The sequence below is a fragment of the Paenibacillus sp. JMULE4 genome (genome assembly GCF_013337105.1).
Classification (GTDB): Bacteria; Bacillota; Bacilli; order Paenibacillales; family NBRC-103111; genus Paenibacillus_G; species Paenibacillus_G naphthalenovorans.
Window position 1 is genome coordinate 376,596 of the sequence record NZ_SGWF01000010.1, and the last position, 18,163, is coordinate 394,758.

General features: G+C 49.2%; 17 protein-coding genes and 1 pseudogene. 1 reads left to right on the forward strand and 17 read right to left on the reverse strand.

The window, feature by feature from the left end:
* From pucD to EXW96_RS04175, 14 genes and pseudogenes are all read right to left on the reverse strand, one after another.
* Entirely contained in the window at positions 1 to 2,289 is a 2,289-nt protein-coding gene (pucD, locus tag EXW96_RS04105) for a xanthine dehydrogenase subunit D (protein ID WP_174350072.1), read from the reverse strand.
* 26 nt (positions 2,290 to 2,315) lie between these two features.
* The gene (locus tag EXW96_RS04110; protein WP_062408384.1) at positions 2,316 to 3,221 is read right to left on the reverse strand and encodes an FAD binding domain-containing protein; all 906 of its coding nucleotides are present in this window, start codon (positions 3,219 to 3,221) and stop codon (positions 2,316 to 2,318) included.
* Positions 3,222 to 3,261: 40 nt separating this feature from the next.
* Positions 3,262 to 3,462: a hypothetical protein gene (locus EXW96_RS04115; protein ID WP_174349943.1), complete on the reverse strand. Its 201-nt coding sequence runs from the start codon at positions 3,460 to 3,462 to the stop codon at positions 3,262 to 3,264.
* Positions 3,463 to 3,490: 28 nt separating this feature from the next.
* Positions 3,491 to 4,822, reverse strand: a complete 1,332-nt coding sequence (locus EXW96_RS04120) for a 5'-deoxyadenosine deaminase (RefSeq protein WP_174349944.1) — start codon at positions 4,820 to 4,822, stop codon at positions 3,491 to 3,493.
* A 30-nt stretch (positions 4,823 to 4,852) separates the two neighbouring features.
* Positions 4,853 to 6,439, reverse strand: a complete 1,587-nt coding sequence (locus EXW96_RS04125) for a PucR family transcriptional regulator (protein WP_062408387.1) — start codon at positions 6,437 to 6,439, stop codon at positions 4,853 to 4,855.
* 199 nt (positions 6,440 to 6,638) lie between these two features.
* Positions 6,639 to 6,944 carry a hypothetical protein gene (locus EXW96_RS04130; RefSeq protein ID WP_174349945.1) on the reverse strand — a complete coding sequence of 102 codons (306 nt, stop codon included), beginning with the start codon at positions 6,942 to 6,944 and terminating at the stop codon, positions 6,639 to 6,641.
* 71 nt (positions 6,945 to 7,015) lie between these two features.
* A complete protein-coding gene (locus EXW96_RS04135) occupies positions 7,016 to 8,299 on the reverse strand; it encodes an efflux RND transporter periplasmic adaptor subunit (protein ID WP_074729703.1) in 1,284 nt (427 codons plus the stop codon).
* A 1-nt stretch (position 8,300) separates the two neighbouring features.
* A complete protein-coding gene (locus EXW96_RS04140; RefSeq protein WP_174349946.1) occupies positions 8,301 to 8,963 on the reverse strand; it encodes an HlyD family secretion protein in 663 nt (220 codons plus the stop codon).
* A gap of 70 nt (positions 8,964 to 9,033) precedes the next feature.
* A pseudogene (locus EXW96_RS04145) lies at positions 9,034 to 10,610 on the reverse strand (DHA2 family efflux MFS transporter permease subunit).
* A gap of 49 nt (positions 10,611 to 10,659) precedes the next feature.
* Entirely contained in the window at positions 10,660 to 11,538 is an 879-nt protein-coding gene (locus tag EXW96_RS04155) for a TetR/AcrR family transcriptional regulator (protein WP_174349949.1), read from the reverse strand.
* 256 nt (positions 11,539 to 11,794) lie between these two features.
* Entirely contained in the window at positions 11,795 to 12,034 is a 240-nt protein-coding gene (locus EXW96_RS04160) for a YkuS family protein (protein ID WP_054820207.1), read from the reverse strand.
* A gap of 135 nt (positions 12,035 to 12,169) precedes the next feature.
* Positions 12,170 to 12,553 carry a hypothetical protein gene (locus tag EXW96_RS04165; RefSeq protein WP_062408392.1) on the reverse strand — a complete coding sequence of 128 codons (384 nt, stop codon included), beginning with the start codon at positions 12,551 to 12,553 and terminating at the stop codon, positions 12,170 to 12,172.
* Between the two features lie 199 nt (positions 12,554 to 12,752).
* Positions 12,753 to 13,181 carry a GNAT family N-acetyltransferase gene (locus EXW96_RS04170; RefSeq protein WP_062408393.1) on the reverse strand — a complete coding sequence of 143 codons (429 nt, stop codon included), beginning with the start codon at positions 13,179 to 13,181 and terminating at the stop codon, positions 12,753 to 12,755.
* A 78-nt stretch (positions 13,182 to 13,259) separates the two neighbouring features.
* Positions 13,260 to 14,471 carry an MFS transporter gene (locus EXW96_RS04175; RefSeq protein ID WP_174349950.1) on the reverse strand — a complete coding sequence of 404 codons (1,212 nt, stop codon included), beginning with the start codon at positions 14,469 to 14,471 and terminating at the stop codon, positions 13,260 to 13,262.
* Between the two features lie 126 nt (positions 14,472 to 14,597).
* Between EXW96_RS04175 and EXW96_RS04180 the strand changes: the two genes are divergently transcribed.
* Positions 14,598 to 15,473 (forward strand): LysR family transcriptional regulator, encoded by an 876-nt coding sequence (locus EXW96_RS04180; RefSeq protein ID WP_174349951.1) that lies wholly within the window; start codon positions 14,598 to 14,600, stop codon positions 15,471 to 15,473.
* 50 nt (positions 15,474 to 15,523) lie between these two features.
* Here EXW96_RS04180 and EXW96_RS04185 read toward each other — a convergent pair whose 3' ends face one another.
* From EXW96_RS04185 to EXW96_RS04195, 3 genes are all read right to left on the reverse strand, one after another.
* The gene (locus EXW96_RS04185) at positions 15,524 to 16,582 is read right to left on the reverse strand and encodes a tartrate dehydrogenase (RefSeq protein ID WP_174349952.1); all 1,059 of its coding nucleotides are present in this window, start codon (positions 16,580 to 16,582) and stop codon (positions 15,524 to 15,526) included.
* A 20-nt stretch (positions 16,583 to 16,602) separates the two neighbouring features.
* Positions 16,603 to 17,286: a haloacid dehalogenase type II gene (locus EXW96_RS04190; protein WP_062408397.1), complete on the reverse strand. Its 684-nt coding sequence runs from the start codon at positions 17,284 to 17,286 to the stop codon at positions 16,603 to 16,605.
* Positions 17,287 to 17,395: 109 nt separating this feature from the next.
* Positions 17,396 to 18,079 (reverse strand): GntR family transcriptional regulator, encoded by a 684-nt coding sequence (locus tag EXW96_RS04195; protein WP_062408398.1) that lies wholly within the window; start codon positions 18,077 to 18,079, stop codon positions 17,396 to 17,398.
* Positions 18,080 to 18,163: the final 84 nt, after the last annotated feature.

Genomic DNA, 18,163 nt, shown 5'->3' on the forward strand with positions numbered 1-18,163 from the left:
TCACGCTCCATTCAAGAAATCGGCGTTTCCAATGAGCTGCTCCGGAGAGATCGGCAGCTTCTCCACCCACACACCGACGGCCTGCCGAACGGCAGAAATAATCGCCGGGGCCAAAGCCACCGTTCCTATTTCGCCTACTCCGCGAGGTCCGTAGGGATCGTCTTCCGGAAGCTCTTCAATGGCATCCAGGCTAAAGCGCCCGGGCATATCGTATACGGTCGGAATCAAGTACGTATCCAAATTCCGGGTGACATAATGTCCCGATGACATAACCGCATCCTCCATTAGCGTAAATCCAATGGCCATGCTGCTCCCGCCCTCTATCTGTCCCGCATAGCCCATGGGATTCACAACCGGTCCCGCTGCTACCGCATGATACTGATCGACGATCCGGACACGGCCTGTCAGCGTATTGACCTCCACTTCGACAGCGGCACCGGCGTAAGTGTAAAGGAAATGGCCGCCCATGACGGCGTCCGGCGTTGTCGGAAAATGAATTTGACTTAAAGTCTCGATCGGTTTCGCTGCCTTTTCGGCCAACTCCCTGTAAGTTATGACGGGCGAATGGCGGTCCGACTCGCTTCCAAGCGCCTGCCTTCTCCATATGCCTCCCGGTCCTGTTTCCAGCTCCGAGGGATGAATGTTCAGTATGGCCGATGCCTCGGACAGCAGCTTGCCGATAAAGACCGGCTTCATTTTTTGCAGGGCCAGCCACATCATCGTGGTTGTGCGGGATGCAGTGCTGGAACCGCTGTGCGGCACACGACCCGTATCTCCGATAACAAGCGACAAATCCTCCGCAAGACAGCCGAAATGTTCCGTCAGCATGATCTCCAGAGTTCCCAGCAGCCCCTGCCCGAATTCCTCGTAGCCGAAGGCGGCCTCGATTTTCCCTTCCGGATTCAACGATAGCCTGCCTCCTCCGAAATCCGGCAAACCAAAACCGAGCCCCGATCCATGCATGGCGATGGCTGCGCCTACTCCCCGTCGAATCCAGGGCACCCGATCATCCTTCGCGTTTGCTTTTCTTCTGCGCCAAACGTCGCTTTGTTCGACCGAGGCCCATACTTGGCCGGCTCCTTCAGTCGCTACGATCTTCTGTTCCATCGGACCGGGATCGTCCGCCTTGCGGAGATTGATCCGGCGCAGCTCCCAAGGGTCCATCCCCAGCTTTTCGGCAAGCCGGTCCATCTGAGCCTCCAACGCATAAATCACTTGATTTCCCCCGAAGCCCCGAAATTCTCCGGATACCCCGTTGTTCGTATAAACAGACAGCCCTTCCACGTCAACGTTGGGAATACGGTAAGGTCCCATGGTATGCTCGGTGGCGAAATTCAGTACGGCCGGTCCTAGAGTCGCATAGGCGCCGGTGTCCGCGATCATTCGCACCTGATGAGCTGCCAACCGGCCTTCGCCGTCCACGCCGGTGCGCATGGTAATCTTCATCGGATGACGCTTCAACCCTGCACGAACGGACTCGAAGCGCTCCTGATGAATCTTGACAGGCCGGCCGCTCTTTAATGCGAGCAGCGCTCCGAACGGCTGAATGTTAAGCTCATCCTTCCCGCCAAATGATCCTCCGATCGGACTGGAAACGACCCGAATCCCGGATTCCGGCATCGCCAAAATTCTTGACAGCTGCATCCGGTCCTTATAACCGTGCTGCGTCGGTGCGTACACCGTCAATCTTCCGTCCTCCCCAGGAACGAATAATCCGCCTTCCGTTTCCATGTACGTATGCATTTGTCTCGGCGTGTAATAAGTATGTTCCACCACATGCGCACAGCGGGTGAATGCTTCCGATACTTCACCACGCCGATATGAGGTTCGGTGCAGAACGTTTCCTGACGGATGAAGCTTCGGAGCATCCGGACGCAGTGCGGCTTCAGGATTATCCAGCACCGGTAAAGGTTCATAACCCACTTCGATCATCCGCAGCGCCTGCTCCGCAATCTCGAGGCTGTCCGCTGCTACGGCAACTAAAGCATCCCCTATATATCGGACCCGATCCTCACAAAGCACAGGCTGATCAGGGATGGCTATTCCAAAACGGTTCATGCCGGGAACGTCTCTGTACGTAATAACCGCATGAACGCCTGGAAGCCGTTCGGCTTCCTCCGTTCGAATGAAAAGCACCCGGGCATGAGCGTGCCGGCTTCGCAATATTTTGCCGTAAAGCATCCCCGGCTTATGCATATCCGTCAAATATATGCATTTTCCCGTCACCTTATCCGCTCCGTCCGGCCGGATCTTCCAGCGTGTTCCCGCATTTGGTTTGTTCAACAGCACGTCATTCCCTCCCCGGCAATTCGGATTTAACGTTTGGCCGTCATCTGCTTCCACAGCTCCGACACGATCAGATTGGCTGCGGCTGTCCGCCGGTATTCCGCAGCAGCGAATGGATCGGCGAAGCCGCTCCATTCCGATTTCACTAAATCATGCGCTTGTTTCAGAAGCGATTCCGTGAGCGGCCGTCCTGTCAGCAGCGCTTCCGTGTACGGCAGACGACAGGCCGTAGAAGAGCCTCCTCCTGCAGCTAACTTTAATTCAGACAAGCTTCCGTCTTGATGCAAAATCCCCGTGCCGGCAACCGTAACAAGAGAAGGAGCAAAGGCCTCCCGTCGCGCAGCTTTATGATAAAATTCCATGACGCCAGTATCGCTTCCCTTAACCGGCACGGGCTGCAGGACAATCTCCGCCAAGATGCGTTTGTCCTCTCCGGCCTTACCTTTCCGCCGTCCGGCCAACCAGGATTCCAGCCGTTCCGCTACAATTCCCTTGCCGTTAAACCAACTCAGGATGGCGTCGTTAACTAATAACGCAGGAATGGCATCACCGATACCGGAAGCCACGTTGCCTCCCAGCGTTCCTATATTCCGCACGGAAGGTGCGGCAATCAACCTGCACGCTTCAGCGAGCAGCCGGGATTCCGCTTGTTTTCCGCACGCTGCCAACCGAACCAAACTGCCAATTCTGAGCTTGACTCCATCTCCTCTATTCTCCAGTACGCGCAAGCCTTGCAGTTCGGATATGCCCTCCAAGCTGATCAAATGCATGGGCATCTCGGTCTGTCCGGACTCCCACTGTGTCCTTAACAGCGACCCGCCGGATACGAAAGTGCTTGCCGCCTGCAGATTTTGGCGCAATTCCCATGCTTCTCTCAAACCGGAGGGCTGCCAAACCCTCGGTTCGGAAGGATGAATGCGGTTGCCGATCGCCATGGCCAATCCCTCCCGATGTTCAGATCGAGTGCGTGGTATTTCAAATCTTCCTAGAGCAAAGCATTCGGCCGCAATGCTGTCGGTGATTTCTTCCGGACCTGCCGTTACCGATATCCAAGCCGACCGGATCATGCAAATGATCCGGAGCAGATTTACGGCAAGCGTGTCCCTCGGTTTCGATCACCGTGGCAAGCACCGTCTTTCGCCTGGTTTGGAACAACACCTCCAGCAATCCGTGCATCTCCATGTCACCATACCTTATGATCCGTCTATATCCGCTTCAGCAGCCTTTCGATACACCGATCGGCCTCTTGCAGTACCACCTTCTTATCTACGGCAAGCAGCTGCTTTCCTTGCATCACGATCTTTCCGTCAATGATTACCGTATCCACGTCGCCGCGGGTTGCCGAATACACGATACGAGAATACGGATCGGCATCATACGATGGATACGCATGAAAATCGTTGAGATCCAACAGGATCAGATCGGCTTTTTTCCCCGGCTCGATACTGCCGATCTCGCCTTCCATCCCGAGCACCTCCGCCCCGCCCATCGTCGCCATCCGAAGCACATTCTTCGCCCCCATAGCGGCCGGTCCGTAATTCGTTTTATGAATCAGCGCAGCAAGGCGCATTTCTTGAAACATGTCGAGATGATTATTGCAGGCGGCCCCGTCCGCTCCCAGACCGACATGGGTATGCTGAGACAATAAATCCGGCACATCCGCAATGCCGGAGACCAGCTTCAGATTGGAGCCCGGACAATGCGTCACTTTCACGCCGCGTTGGCGGATAATCCGCTTTTCTTCTTCATCGAGCCAGATGCAGTGGGCCAATATCAGCCTGGGCGTAGCCAGCCCGATATGATCGAGGTACACGACATTGCGCATGCCTCTCTCCCGCTCGACCTGCTCAATCTCGCCTCTGTTTTCAGAAGCATGAGTATGGATCTTTACGTCGTACTGCTCCGACAGATCCCTGACTTCCGTCAGCAGACGCTCCGTGCAGGATACTACAAAACGCGGGCAAAATGCATACCGAATCCGTCCGCCTTCTGCTCCGTTCCATTTCTGCAGCAGATCTACGCTTTCCAGGATCGATTGATCCGTCCGCTCAAGTAAAGCGGACGGCACATCCGCGCCGCAATCCATCATGACTTTGCCGGCTACGGCGCGAATGCCGCTTTCTGCCATAGCGCGAAAAGCAAAATCCGTATGGCGAACCGTCTCCATATCAAGAATGGTGGTTGTTCCGCTGCGAATCAGCTCTCCAATGCCAAGCAAAGCCGAATAGTAGACCGATTCTTCGTCATGCGCAGCCTCCAGAGGCCAAATTCTCTTCTTCAGCCAATCCAGCAGCTCCATGTCATCGGCCCGCCCCCGGAACAGCGTCTGGCATAAATGAATGTGCGTTTGCACAAATCCCGGCAGCAGCACGCGCCCTTTGCCCGCAATGATATGATCGGCTTGCTTTTCCAACGAGCTCAGATCAGGTGCGGCATGAACGATCCGGTCATTCTCAATCCAAACATCCCCGGAATATACTTCTTCTTGACTGTTCATGGTAATGATTTGAGCTTGCTTGATGAGCAGTTTAGACATGGATGTCCTCCTTGCGTCTGGGTAACGCCTTTAGGAATTCAGCATTTGCCGAAAGACGAACACAAGCTTCAGCCGGAGCAAATCGCTTATGCTTTTATAATCGACGCCCAACAATTCGCCGATCTTCTCCAACCTATATGCCGCGGTGTTGCGATGAATGTAAAGCTGTTTGGCGGTTTCATTCATTTGCCCGTCATTGTCTATAAAGACCTCGAGCGTGTGCAGCATCTCCCGCGCATACTCGGGATCCTTGACCAGCAGCGCTTGAAGCACTTCATCGCAATACAGTTGCATTTTCCGGTCGGGCACATGCTGAAATAAATAGGCAAGCTCCACCGTTTCGAATTGAATGACCGGATCGCGAATTCCGAGACGTTCTGCAATCTGCTGCGTGTCCTGACATTCCTGAAACGCCTTCAGCAAAGACTCCGGCTTGCATTTTCTGCCGCTCACCGACAGCCGGGGCCTGCGTGTGGCGTCCGCCGCTCCGAGCAGGCCTTGTAATCCTTTGGCAAGAAGGGCCGGGAGCGTCCCGTTCCCGGAAAATGAATCCGCGGAAAAAATCGAGAACTCCCCCTCTCCTATGCGAAAATGGATCACCTGTTTGTTTTTCAGCTCAGGATGGAATTTAAGCTCTTCGCGAAGGTCGCGAAGCCATTTGGAGCGGTCGCTTTCCGGGATCTCCGGCGGCACCGCTGCCAGCACACACTGATACGATCCTTCGAAAAGCTTGATCCCAAGGCGTTCCGCCCCTTCTGTAAGCGCCTCAATGGTGCCGTTCCCTTTTAAATAGCGCGACAATAAGTACCCGAGGTCATTTTGCACGGATTGATCGACAAATTCTTTGTACACGAAACTCATTTGGTAAGAGATGATTTCTGCCGCCTGGTGAAAAAGACCTTCCTCTACCTTCATCAATTGAGGTTCTGTAGGATAAAACAGCACGTAACCGATACCTTCTTCTTTATCCGTCAAAGGAATGCGGAAATGTCTGCCGTTCTCCGAGTAAACCCATTGGCTGCGGTCTTTCCAAGGCCACCCCTGCAGAAGCTGCGCTTCACTCATCGAGGTTGAATTAAAGACCAGATGACCGCGTGAAGCGACCACAGCCATCGGATACCCGATAATCCCCAGTATCGCATGAAAAAAGTTGCTGAGATGGTCGGGTTTGAGGGCGAACTGCATAAGCTTTTTTTGCTTCTCGAGGACCGAATGAAGCACCTTGGTATTGCGCTGCAATTCGGCGTAAAATAACCCTTTCATCTGATCGGAGAACGTGAATTGATAAGGAAGCTCTATGAGAGGAAATTCCAGACGGTCCGCCTCGTCAAGGATGGATTCGGGAACATCGGACCAAAACCGGCCCAGCTTGATCCCGAGCCCCGCGGAACCCCGCTGGTCCAGCTTGCGCAGCAGTTGGATGCCCTCGTCAATGTCGTCTTTAATGAGGTATGCGGTCGTAAACAACATTTCGCCGTCTTTTATCCAATCAGTGATGTCCGGGGCGTCCATCACATTGACGGATTTCACGATTCTTGACGTACCGGTTTTTCCTGCAATCAGCCTTCCTTTAGACAAAGGAAAAATCGACAACGCCTGTTCGACGGTAAGATGCATAGGTACTCCCCTCCCAGGAAATGACCTCGGATATTCGTGCGGCTGGATCCATTGCGGAATTCGGAATAAATATATGTTATATTATATAACATTATACAAAGCAAAACACCAAAATTCAATGAATTTATGTTATTAAATATAACATAAATAAAAAATCCGCCCCTCGCGAGGTCGGATTTCGTGTGGAATTGAAGTCGGATTATTGCTTGAATACGCCAAGCAGACGTTTACCTTCTGCACCTGTCTCTGTGGTAAACACTTCGTAGATGCGAACGGATAACGGGTAACCAAACTGCTCGGAATTGCCGCTGAAGGTAAAGTTGTTTTCTCCGTTTACAATCCGGTTCGAACCGATGAAAGGAGCGGTTGCCGTTCCGAGTGTAACGGCCGTCTGTGCGCTGACGGCGGGTTCTGAAGCCTCGGCCGCAAAAGCGGAGTAACCGGTGCTTATCATCGAGGCGGTAATTACAACAGATGCTACGGTTTTCTTCAGCTTGTGTTTCACTTGGGTTTCCTCCTGTCAAGTCTGATGTCGGTTATTTCTGCCTTTTTCTTCCGTTATAGCTCTCATTGCTGCTATTCAACCACAACTTTAGTGCCATCGGACAAGCTTGCCGGCGGTGAGATCACAATTTTGTCTTCATGATGGAATAAGGAGCTGTTTTCAACAAAAACCCAATCCTTATTTTTATCCTCAGTTGTAACTGCGATCTCCCGGACCTGATCTCCATCCAGCTTATACACAAGTTTTTTTCCGTCTTTTTCAATAATGGAGTCTCTCGGTATTTCTACACGTTTAGCAGCATCGGCGGTAAAGTTCACTGTAACCACGTTACCTGCGCGGAGAAGATTTTCCGGATTCGGGACGGTTAACCTTACCGTAAACGTGTTATTGTTAGGATCGGAAACCGGACTAACGAAGGAAACCGTTCCTTGAATTTTTTTATCCGGTAAGCTCGCGACTTGAATATCGATGGAGTCCCCTTCCTTGATCTGGTTCACCTCTGACTCCGGAACACTCACCTCGACTTTGGCAGGATCCAAACTAACCAGCTGCAGAAGGGAGGCACCGGAAGGCATGGCGGTGAAAGCCATCTCACCGGCTTTTGCATATTTCTTCACCACAATACCGTCGATCGGAGAAACAATAGAGGCATTCCTCAGCATTAAATTGGCCGAATCAAGATCCGCTTGTGCAGCTGCAACCTGGGCTCTAAGCTGGTCTATCGTACTGGCCGCAGCTCCGGCCTTTAATAAGTCCAGCTTCGCCTGGGCACTCCTCGCATTGGCTACCGCTGCATCGTAGGCTGATTTTGCCGTTTTATAGTTGGTTGTCGCTAACTCCAATTCATCCTTCGTGATGTTGCCCATATCATAATGGTTTTTGGCTTGATTATACGTAATTTGAATTTGGTCAAAAGCCGCTTTCGATTGATCAACCAAAGCATGGGCAGCATCCAGTGCACCTTGGACTGCACGGATATCCTCTTGCCTGGCTCCCTCAAGCGTATTAGCGAGCTGGGCTTGTGCTGCATCGAGACCGGCCTGGGCTTTTCTCACCTGCACTTCTAATTCGCTTGTCTCCAGCTGCACAAGCAAATCGCCTTTTTTCACTTTTGCCCCTTCCTCTACCAAAATGGAAGCGATTCTTCCAGGCTGCTTGGAATAGATCTCTACCGTTTCATTCACAACAACCTTACCGATGAGTCCACGTTCGACAGATGACAATGTAATCGTCTTAACCGAAGGAATCTGCTGTTCGGAGGCATTAGCAGGCAGATCGGTGCCGCAGCCTGTAAAGACCATCGTCGAAGCGGCAAGAACGGATAATATGGTGATCGTACGAAACCTTTTGTTCATCTCAGTTCTCCCCCTTAATATGTATCTTCACTTCAGCGCTCATGCCCGGAGACAGGTTCAACCCTCGCTGATCGTCTATCGATATTTTGACCCCGATCCGCTGGGTCACCTTTGTAAAATTACCGCTTGTGCTTGTCGTAGGAAGAAGAGAGAACGTTGACGCCGTGGCGTTCCCGATCTCATAGACTTTTCCAGTAAGCGTATGGCTCGGGAATGAATCAATGGAGAATTCAACATATTGGCCGAGCTTGATCTTTTCGATTTCCGTCTCTTCAATATTGGCGGAAACATAAAGTGCTTTTTTATCCACAATCATCGCTACGGATTGGCCCGGTGTGACGACCTCGCCCGGTTTTGCCGAGGTATGAATTACCGTACCGCTAACCGGAGAGCGAAGTGATGCTTGATCCAGTAACGTGCTGGATAAGTTCGTTATGTCCTGCTGACCTACGATTTGATCCGCAACAACCGTATCTCCTTGTTTGATCATCAGTGTGTTTAGCTTCCCTGAAATTTTAGGCATGACACGATAGATCTCTCCTGCTAATCGCGCATCTTCCGTTTTCACATAATGAACCGATTGATACCAAAAATAAGATCCAATGCCTGCCCCTGAACCTATGATGACGATAATGATCAATATTAAGATCAGTTTTCTTTTCATGTTTCTCCCCCCAAGATTTCAAACGATAGATATGGTTCTGTATGGTCAATAAGCTCGGATGAACTCAACCTTAGTGAATCATGATGTCATCCCCGCCTTCACGGGACGATTTGTTTTTCATTAGAAATACGAGAGGGATGCAAATCGCTCCCAAGATCACAAGAAGAAAAAACGTATCCGTGAAGCCCCGTACTAACGCTTCTTTCTGAATCGTTTGACCCAGTACGCCAAGGAATCCGCCCTGCGAGGCAGCCGTATCCGCCCCCAGCATCATATAGTTATGTACAATATGGCCTTGGAATACTGCAAATGCCGGCGACGTTTCTGATATCTGCTCCGTTATCGCTGCTCCGTATTGTGTTGTCCGATGCGACATAAAGGTCCCCAAAAGAGCAATCCCAAAGGAGGATGACACACTGCGCAGGATGTTGGAGAGCGAAGACGCGCTGCCCATCAGCTCGTTAGACATCGTATTTAATCCCGCAGCAATAATGGGCATCATGCATAAACCGATTCCCAGCCCTCGAATAACAAGGTATACGTTCAATTCATAGTTGGAGATGTCACCCGTAATAAAATGCAATTTGTAAGTACCAAAGGTTAATAGCGCCAGACCAGTTACTCCAAAAGGAATGACTCCAATCCGGTTTGATAGCGCACCGACAAGCGGCATCATCAAGGCGGTGGCAATGGCTTGAGGCATCAGCTGTACTCCCGTTTGAGACGGCGTTAGCCCCCCGACATTCTGGTACCATATCGGAAGGATATACGCTCCTCCTTGAATCGCAATAAACACCAGGGAAGAGATAAGGATACTGACGGTAAAATCCTTATTTTTAAATAATCGTAAATTGATGACCGGGTCTTTCTTCCCCGTCTCAACCCACAGCAGCAGCATGAAGCTGGAAACCGATATCCATATGAGCGTAACGATGTATAGGGATGTCCACCCCTCTGCTTCACCCTTTTTGATGATCAGCAGCAATGAACAAAAAAAGATACTCGAGAGAATAATGCCCGGAAAATCAAATTTCAAATGCGATTGTTTGGGTGTTTCTTTAATGAGAAAAAAAGCGATCAATAAGGATAAGAGGCCTATCGGAATATTAATATAAAACAAGATGCTCCAATGCATATGCTCTACGACGTAGCCTCCAATCGTTGGCCCCAGGGAAGGAGCAGCCATGGCAGAGATCCCCCAAATCCCCATCGCGATAGGCACCTTGGAGCGATCCATAATCTGATAAAGCATGGCCATGCCTACCGGCATGATGATTCCTCCGCCTAAGCCCTGAAGGACTCGAAATACGATAAGGCTGGTATCATTCCACGCCATCCCGCACATGGCTGAAGTCATTATGAAAGCCGAAACCGAAATCATAAGTATTTTTTATAACCGAAGCGGTCTGCCAAGAATCCTCCGAGCGGGATGACCACGGCTGTAGCCAAAGTATATCCGGTAACCACCCACTCCATATCATCTATTGTTGAATTCAATAAGCTGGTCATTTTGGGTATAGCGACATTGATTACGCTATGGTCCAACATTTCGAGAAACGTTGCAAAAATAATGGAGAATAAAGCAATCCACTGCTTGATGCCACCCTTTTCCTTATCCGGCGATGGCTCAGATGTATTGGTAGTCATACATGTCCCCTCTTATATTACATATTTTGTAAAGTTAGCGTGCCCTCTCTTAGTCAAAAAGAAGTCTTTCGAGACGGTTACACAACTCCGATAAGGGTTTATGTTCTCTTAAATAATTTAGTAATGACTTCTTGATCACGGTTCTTGGACGATTACGATTCGCTTCTTCCTTCAGATAAGCAATCGCTTCTATCACTTCCTTTTTAGACTGAGGTTCGATGTTAAGAGACGCTGCCTTGCTCTCTATCATCCTATACAATTCCAAGATTTGGTTCTCTTTATCCACAGGACTGTACTCAACAAATTCTATTTTTTTTCTTAGTTCACAAGTAATCACGGGCTCGATACGGCTTTCATGAAAATACTGAATGAAGATATCGAGGATATTTGAAATCAGCTTGGATACAACTGGAATAGCGTTTTGTTGAGTATGAATGATTTGAAAGGCATATTCCCGCATAAAGGAGTGATAGGCTAATACGATATCCCAAACGAAGGGATCGATCTCTTCACCATAGGCAGACAGCAGCATTTTTTTCGTTAAATGCATGATTTGTTTTTCAAATATGACGATGGAGGAATTCGTTTTGACTAGACTTGCAGAGCTCACATCATGGGGAGAGATCACGGATAAGAAGAAATGCCTTTGCTCAAAAATATGTTCCAGTGTGAGCTGACAATGCTTCTCGATCTTTTCTTTTGCAGTCATATTCGCCAGCAGAATGACATAGTCCGCCATTTCCTGCATGGAATCGATAAATTGAGTCAAGACTTCGCTGAGAAGTACATCCTTGGATTCGAACATTTTATAAAAGGAGCCCTTGGCTACACCGGCTTCCTTGGCGATCTCATCTACCGTGGTTGCTGCAAGCCCCTTCTCGGAAAATAACCGGCTCGCTGCATCAATGATTTCTTGGCGCTTTGGCATGCTTCAACCTCCTGGATATTCACTCAAAGAACTAATGAGTTCATTGTGAACACTAAAGTTTAAACATCTTTTACTGATTATACATTGGACATTTTTTCCTCGTCAATACTAAAGAGTCTCTTTTGAACTCATAAGTTTACAGTTTAAAGCCTTTGTTCATTGATTTTTCAATAATTGATAGATAACGTTAGGTCCCGAATAGTTATCCAAACAAAAAAACCCGCTGGCAGCGGGCGTAAGGAATGGTATAGACGATCTAGCTCAAGCTTTGGTTTACTCTTTGTACAATTTCATCGGCTGTCATGCCTCGGGCGTTAATCACCGACGCTTGAGTAACGGTTTCACTGATTCCCATCACGTTCTTATCCTGACCGGAAATGACGCAGCAATCGCAATTTTGCAAATTTCCGCTGTCTATGGAAACAACCTCGTGCCCGTTTTGCTGCAGGGCATTCTTTACATCCTCCAAGCTGTTCTCAACCGCAATTTTTGCCATGGCTTTTCTTCCCTCCTTTTCCATGATGTAGTTTACCCTGGAAGTTTCCTTTTTTATACCAGCTATTTTAGGGAGATGGGATAATCTTTATTGATGACAATCGGATCGTATACGCGCTGTAAAGAAATCGTGTACTTATCCTGCTTGGAGGCAGGGATGTAAAGATCCAGGTATGGACTGCTGCTTTCGCTTGTAATTGCTGTTCACTTTCTCCATTAATTGATCGTTTTGGGAAATTTGATCGTTATACTCTTTTATGAAGAAATACACGCCTTCCAGCCGGTCTTGATGAGGGGCTCCTTTTTTCACTTTCAAGTGAAGATACCCGTCATGATATCGAGCCTTCTCAATGACGATGTCCTTATTCTTATATCGAACCGTTAAGGGGAACGTTCCATTCATTGAAAGCTCAAAGCTGCCGCTGGGTTCTCTCTCTGAGACTTGTACCGTTCCTATGTGCAGGTACAGCTCCTTTACCTCGGTGTCAAAGAACACGGATGAGGAAAATGGCAGCTGCATCTTTCCGTCTTCCATCATCAATCCAGGACCGGAAGAAGTGTTGTTCGTTGTCTCAGTCCAATATGCTTCGCCTCACTTTAAATGTTTCTATTCATATAGGCGTAACCGAGCGCCATTCGGTTCAATCCTGACCAAAGAAAAACAGCTGCAATGAGCAGCTGCGAATTAACCCTATTTTTTACTCTAAGCGGCATCTTGTTCACTCATCCGATTCCACTTCATACACACATTGAAATCGTTCAACGCCGGGGAATTTTTCCCCCAGGCTTCTGATGGAAAAACCGATATTCCTATAGAACTCCACCGATTCTTCATCGGTTTCCGCTTGAATTTCCCGCGGTTTTTTGAGCTCGATCAGCTCCAATATTTGTCCTCTGCCATAGCCTTGCCCGCGATATTCCGGATGAACAGCGAGATGCTTCACTTCCAGAAGCCCATTCGGATGCGCAATAAACCCGACAAGGCCAATCATTTGGCCATCCTCTTCATATCCATACAGCTCGCGGCTGTCCTCTTTCGCATAGGCGTTCAGTTCCTTTTCCAACAAACCGGAGTCGGGAAAGACCGAATACGAGAGCAGTTCCTGTATATTTTTTTCGCCGAGCCTATGTTTAATATCCACTAGCATTGAAAGTCACTCCGTTACCGTTTCAAAATAAGGATTGCACTCTTCTATTAAATCATAGTTTCCGGCGTTGTCCAATTTTTATTTCGTTGTGATCATCCCGTTTACCCGAACCAGACTTCGGCTTTCCTCCGCATAGAGCTTTCTGGTCAGGAAGAAGGTCAAGATAAAGACCAGCATTCCGCCTCCGACCACTCCGGGCCAACGGTTTAGATGCCAAAACCAGCCCAAATAAAAACTTCCCAGGCCGCCGCCCAAATAATAAAAGAATAAGTACAGACTGGCCGCGCTTGCTTTGGCAAAGGCCGCCCGGGAATTTACCCAGCTTGCCGAGGCGGAATGGGAAAAGAAAAATCCGAAGCACTGCAGAACCAGGCCGATCAGGATAACCGGAAGCCAACCGACAAGCGTAAGCAGAAGACCCGAGGCAAAGATCAGGATACCTGCCATCATACAGCGGCTTTTGCCCCAGCGGTCGGACAATCTTCCGGACACCGCGGAACCCAGGCTGCCGGCCGCATAGGCCAGAAAGAGCATGCCCAGCTGGGAAGGACTCAGATGAAAGGGCTCCTCGCTAAGCAGGAAAGTAAGATAATTAAACGAACCGATAAACACCAAAAAATGCAGGCCTCCGATCAGCATTCCGATGCTCAGCGTCGGGTTTTTCAGATGATTGATCATAGCCAACGCGGCACTGCGCCATTGCAGAGGCGAAGGCTTAAAATTGCGGGAACGGGGAAGCAAGAACACAAACGCGACAAATAAAGCCACCGACAAGAATCCTATCATGGCAAAGGACGAGCGCCATCCCCAATACTCTGCGATCACTCCGCTCAAAATCCTTCCGCTCATTCCTCCAAGGCTGTTCGCCGCGATATAAAGACCCATGGAAACACTTAATGCTTTGGGTGAAAATTCTTCACTCATATAGGCCATCGCCAAAGCCGGAAGCCCTGCAAGAAACAAGCCCTGTACGGCGCGCAGGATGAGGAGAACCGAGTAATCGCTGACGTAGGCCGTCAGAACCGTGGAGACGACCCCTCCTGCCATGCACCAGACCATGATCGGTTTTCTTCCAACCGCATCGGATACGGGCCCGTAAATCAGTAAAGCCACACTGATACAAAATACCACCACCGAAAGCGATAAGCTTGACATAAATTCGCTTAATCCAAATTCAACAACGAATAAGGGCAACAGCGGCTGCGTCAAATAAACGATCGCAAATACCAGGAAGGACCCCAGGCTTAGCGCCGTCGTAGCTCTCCAATATTCTCCTGTACCATAATTCATCAACGAAAACTCCTTTACATGACTGTTCTACAGATGATACCATGATGACATACTATTAATAAATATATTAATTTCATCATTTCCATAACTATTGGGAATAGTGTATTCCGCAAAGGAGAGCCATGGATGGATTTTAAAAAACTGCAGTATTTTGTAGAGATTGCGAATTCCGGCAGTTTTACCAAAGCTGCCGAGAAGCTGCTGGTTGCCCAGCCGGCGATCAGCAAATCGATTCATAAACTGGAGGAGGAATTGCAGCTCACCCTGTTCGACCGTTCGGAAAAGGCGGTGGCTCTAACCCCGGAAGGCCGCGCGCTGCTTATTCACGCCCGGGCCATTCTCAGCCGTGTAGAAGAAGCCCGTAAAGAAATGGAGGAATTAAGAGGACTCGAGAAAGGGGAAATCCGCATCGGTCTCCCCTCCATGTTTGGCAGTTATTATTTTCCCCAGATCATTAAGGAATTTAAAAAGAAGTATCCTGCTCTCACCATCAGCGTAGTAGAAGCAGGAACGCTGGAAGTTCAAAAGCTGTTGGATCGTAAAGAGGTGGACATTGGAATTAGTGTTCTCGGCGACCACCAGCAGGAGCATCACGAGGTCATCCCTTTGTTAAGGGAGGAAATGGTGGTTTGTCTGCCGGCCGGTCATCCTCTGGCGGAGCGTTCGTCCTTGCGCCTTCAGGAGATTTTGAGCGAGCCCCTGGTTTTATTCAAAGAAGGTTATCTCCAGCGTGAATTGATTATGGAAGCAAGCCGACATGCCGCGAGCCCACCGAATATCACCTTCTCAACCAATCAATTGTCCCTGATCAAATCCCTGGTATCCGAGGGCTTTGGAATCACTTTGTTTTTGCGTATGGTCATTAAGCACGACGATCAATCTCTGGTTCCCGTCTCACTCGATCCGCCGGTATATCTGCATTTGGGGGCTTCATGGAACAAGGATACGTACTTATCGAAAGCATGCCAAACCTTTATGAACTTTCTCAAGCAGTGGTTATAAAGGCGAAAAATAAAAACAGAAGCACCAGCTGTGCCTCTGTTTTTTACGGTTTACAATGTCTTAAGCCGGCGGCAAATTTCCTGAACCACTTCGGTCGTCGACGATGTGCCCCCGATATCCGGAGTTTTGATGCCATCCTGAATGACGCTTTCCATAACTTCAAGCATTTTGCGTCCGGCCTCGACTTCGCCCAAGTGATCCAGCATCATCTTCGCCGTCCAGATTTGACCTATGGGGTTAGCAATCCCCTTGCCGACAATATCGGGTGCGGAACCGTGTACGGGCTCGAACATGGATGGATATTTCCCGTTGATGTTAATATTGGCTGCCGGCGCGATGCCGATGCTACCCATGATGGCCGCTCCCAGATCGGTGAGAATATCCCCGAACAGATTGCTTGCGACAATGACATCGAACGTGTGCGGGCGGGTGACAAAGAATGCCGCCAAGGCATCAATATGGCAGGATGACGTCTCGATGCCGGGATAATCCTTCCTTACTTCGTTAAACACGTCGTCCCAGAACAGCATCGAATGCACGATGCCATTGGATTTGGTTGCGCTGGTGACACGGCCTTTTCTTTGCTCAGCCAATTTGAAGCCGTACCGAATGGCCCGTTCCGTTCCTTTTCTGGTAAAGACGGCGCCTTGAATGGCTACCTCGTCCTCTCCTTTATGAATCCGTCCGCCGATCTCACTGTATTCTCCCTCGCTGTTTTCCCTCACCACGATCAGATCGAAATCGTTCGGAGAGTGTAAGGGGGATTGAATTCCCTTTATATATTTGGCGGGGCGGATATTGATGACCTGCTCGAATTCACGGCGGATTTTGATCAACAACCCCCAAAGAGACACGTGATCCGGAACCCTCTGCGGATCCCCCACCGCTCCGAGAAATACGGCAGTATAATTTTGCAGGATTTGAATCCCGTTATCAGGCATCATTTTCCCGTGCTCCAAGTAATAATCGCAGCTCCATGGATAGCTTGTAAAATTAAATTTCAAGCCCCCGTGAACTTCCGCTACCGTGTTTAACACTTCCAACGACGCGGGGACAACCTCCTTGCCGATGCCGTCGCCTGGAATCACCGCTATATCGTATATGTTCATGTGTTATCTCCTCCAGTTCCCTACTTGGGGCTTATCATTTGAAGCAGCCCCGTTAAATCAGCCATTTCATAATCCGGGCTGTAACGGGGGTCAAGCGTATAATCATTCAGCCGGTTGGACCAGGCGCAGGTAAGCCCCGCTGATTTGGCTCCCATCACATCAAACACCGAGCCCGCAACATGCAATAATTCCCTTCTATCCAATCCGAGACGGGTAAACGGAAGCTGATAAATTTTGGGGCTTGGTTTATATGCTTCGGCCTGATCGGAAGAAAAAATGTAATCAAAATGAATGCCGATCTCCTCTTGAAGCGCTTGCAGCATCGCTTCCGTTCCGTTGGACAAAATGGCGATGGCGTAGCCTCTGTTTTGGATTTCGGACAGGACCTCCGCCGCCTCCGGCCAAAGGCGCAGTCTCGTCCAAGCCAGTAACAATCGTTCTCTCGCTTCATCGGCCAGCTGAATGCCGAAACGCTTGGCCGTGTAGTCCAATGCGCGGAGGGTGATGGTATCATAGCTTAAATATCCCGTATCCAACGAATTGTTAAGCAATAAATAATCCCACTGCCGGGTACGCCACGTCCGAAAAAACGCCGTCGTATCAAGCTTATTTGAACCAATTTCCTTTGTGAGCTCGGGAATCAGACTCCCTTCAATATTAGCCAAAGCCGAGTATACATCGAAAGAAATCAACCGATAGGACATTGATTTATCCTCCTCTCTCTAAATTTGTAGACTGTCGACAGTAAACAATTATAGTATAACAGATCCGATTTGATTTATGAATCTTTTTTTGAATCGGATCGTGTTTTTTTTAAAGCGGTCCGCCGGAATGCCCGAGAACTTGAATCAAATGCTGATAATCGGCCGTCAAGTGGCGTATCATGGCGCTTGACGCTTCTTCTTCGTTACGCTGCTTCATATACTCATAGATTTCCGCGTGCTGGTTATAAATCGTCCAATCGCGGGCTTCGCCCTGGAAATTCATGATCCGGTATAGAAACATCAAGGATCTCAAGTCGTTTAATTGTTTTTGTAAACGGTCATTCCGGCTGAACCGGATAATCAGATGATGGTATTGTTCGTTTAACCGGATCACTTCGTCCTTATCGTATCCATGGGGCTGTTCAATTTTTGATTTGGTTAACCTCAGCGTCTCTTCGATCTGCTTCAATTCCTCATCCGTCGCTTTTTGAACAGCCACACGGACAGCAAGCGCCTCAAGCGCCATACGGCATTGATAAATATCCTCAACGTCCTTTACCGTCGGCTTATAAACGATGATCCGCGATTTGTCGTCAATGATGACCAACCCTTCTTTTTCCAGGGCCCGGATCGCTTCCCGGATCGGACTTCTGCTGACATTCATTTCCTTGGCCAGCCTGGACTCCACAATTCGGTCTCCCGGTTTGTATATACCGTCAAAAATCATTTTTTTGATCGCATGGTACAGTTGATCATAATAGGGCATGGGCTTCTCGACGGAATAGGACTCCATTCATTTCACCTTCTTTTTCTGTCGGCATCAGTATAGGTATAAATGTAATGAATGCCCTCAACGAAGTCAATGTCTGAATCCCAT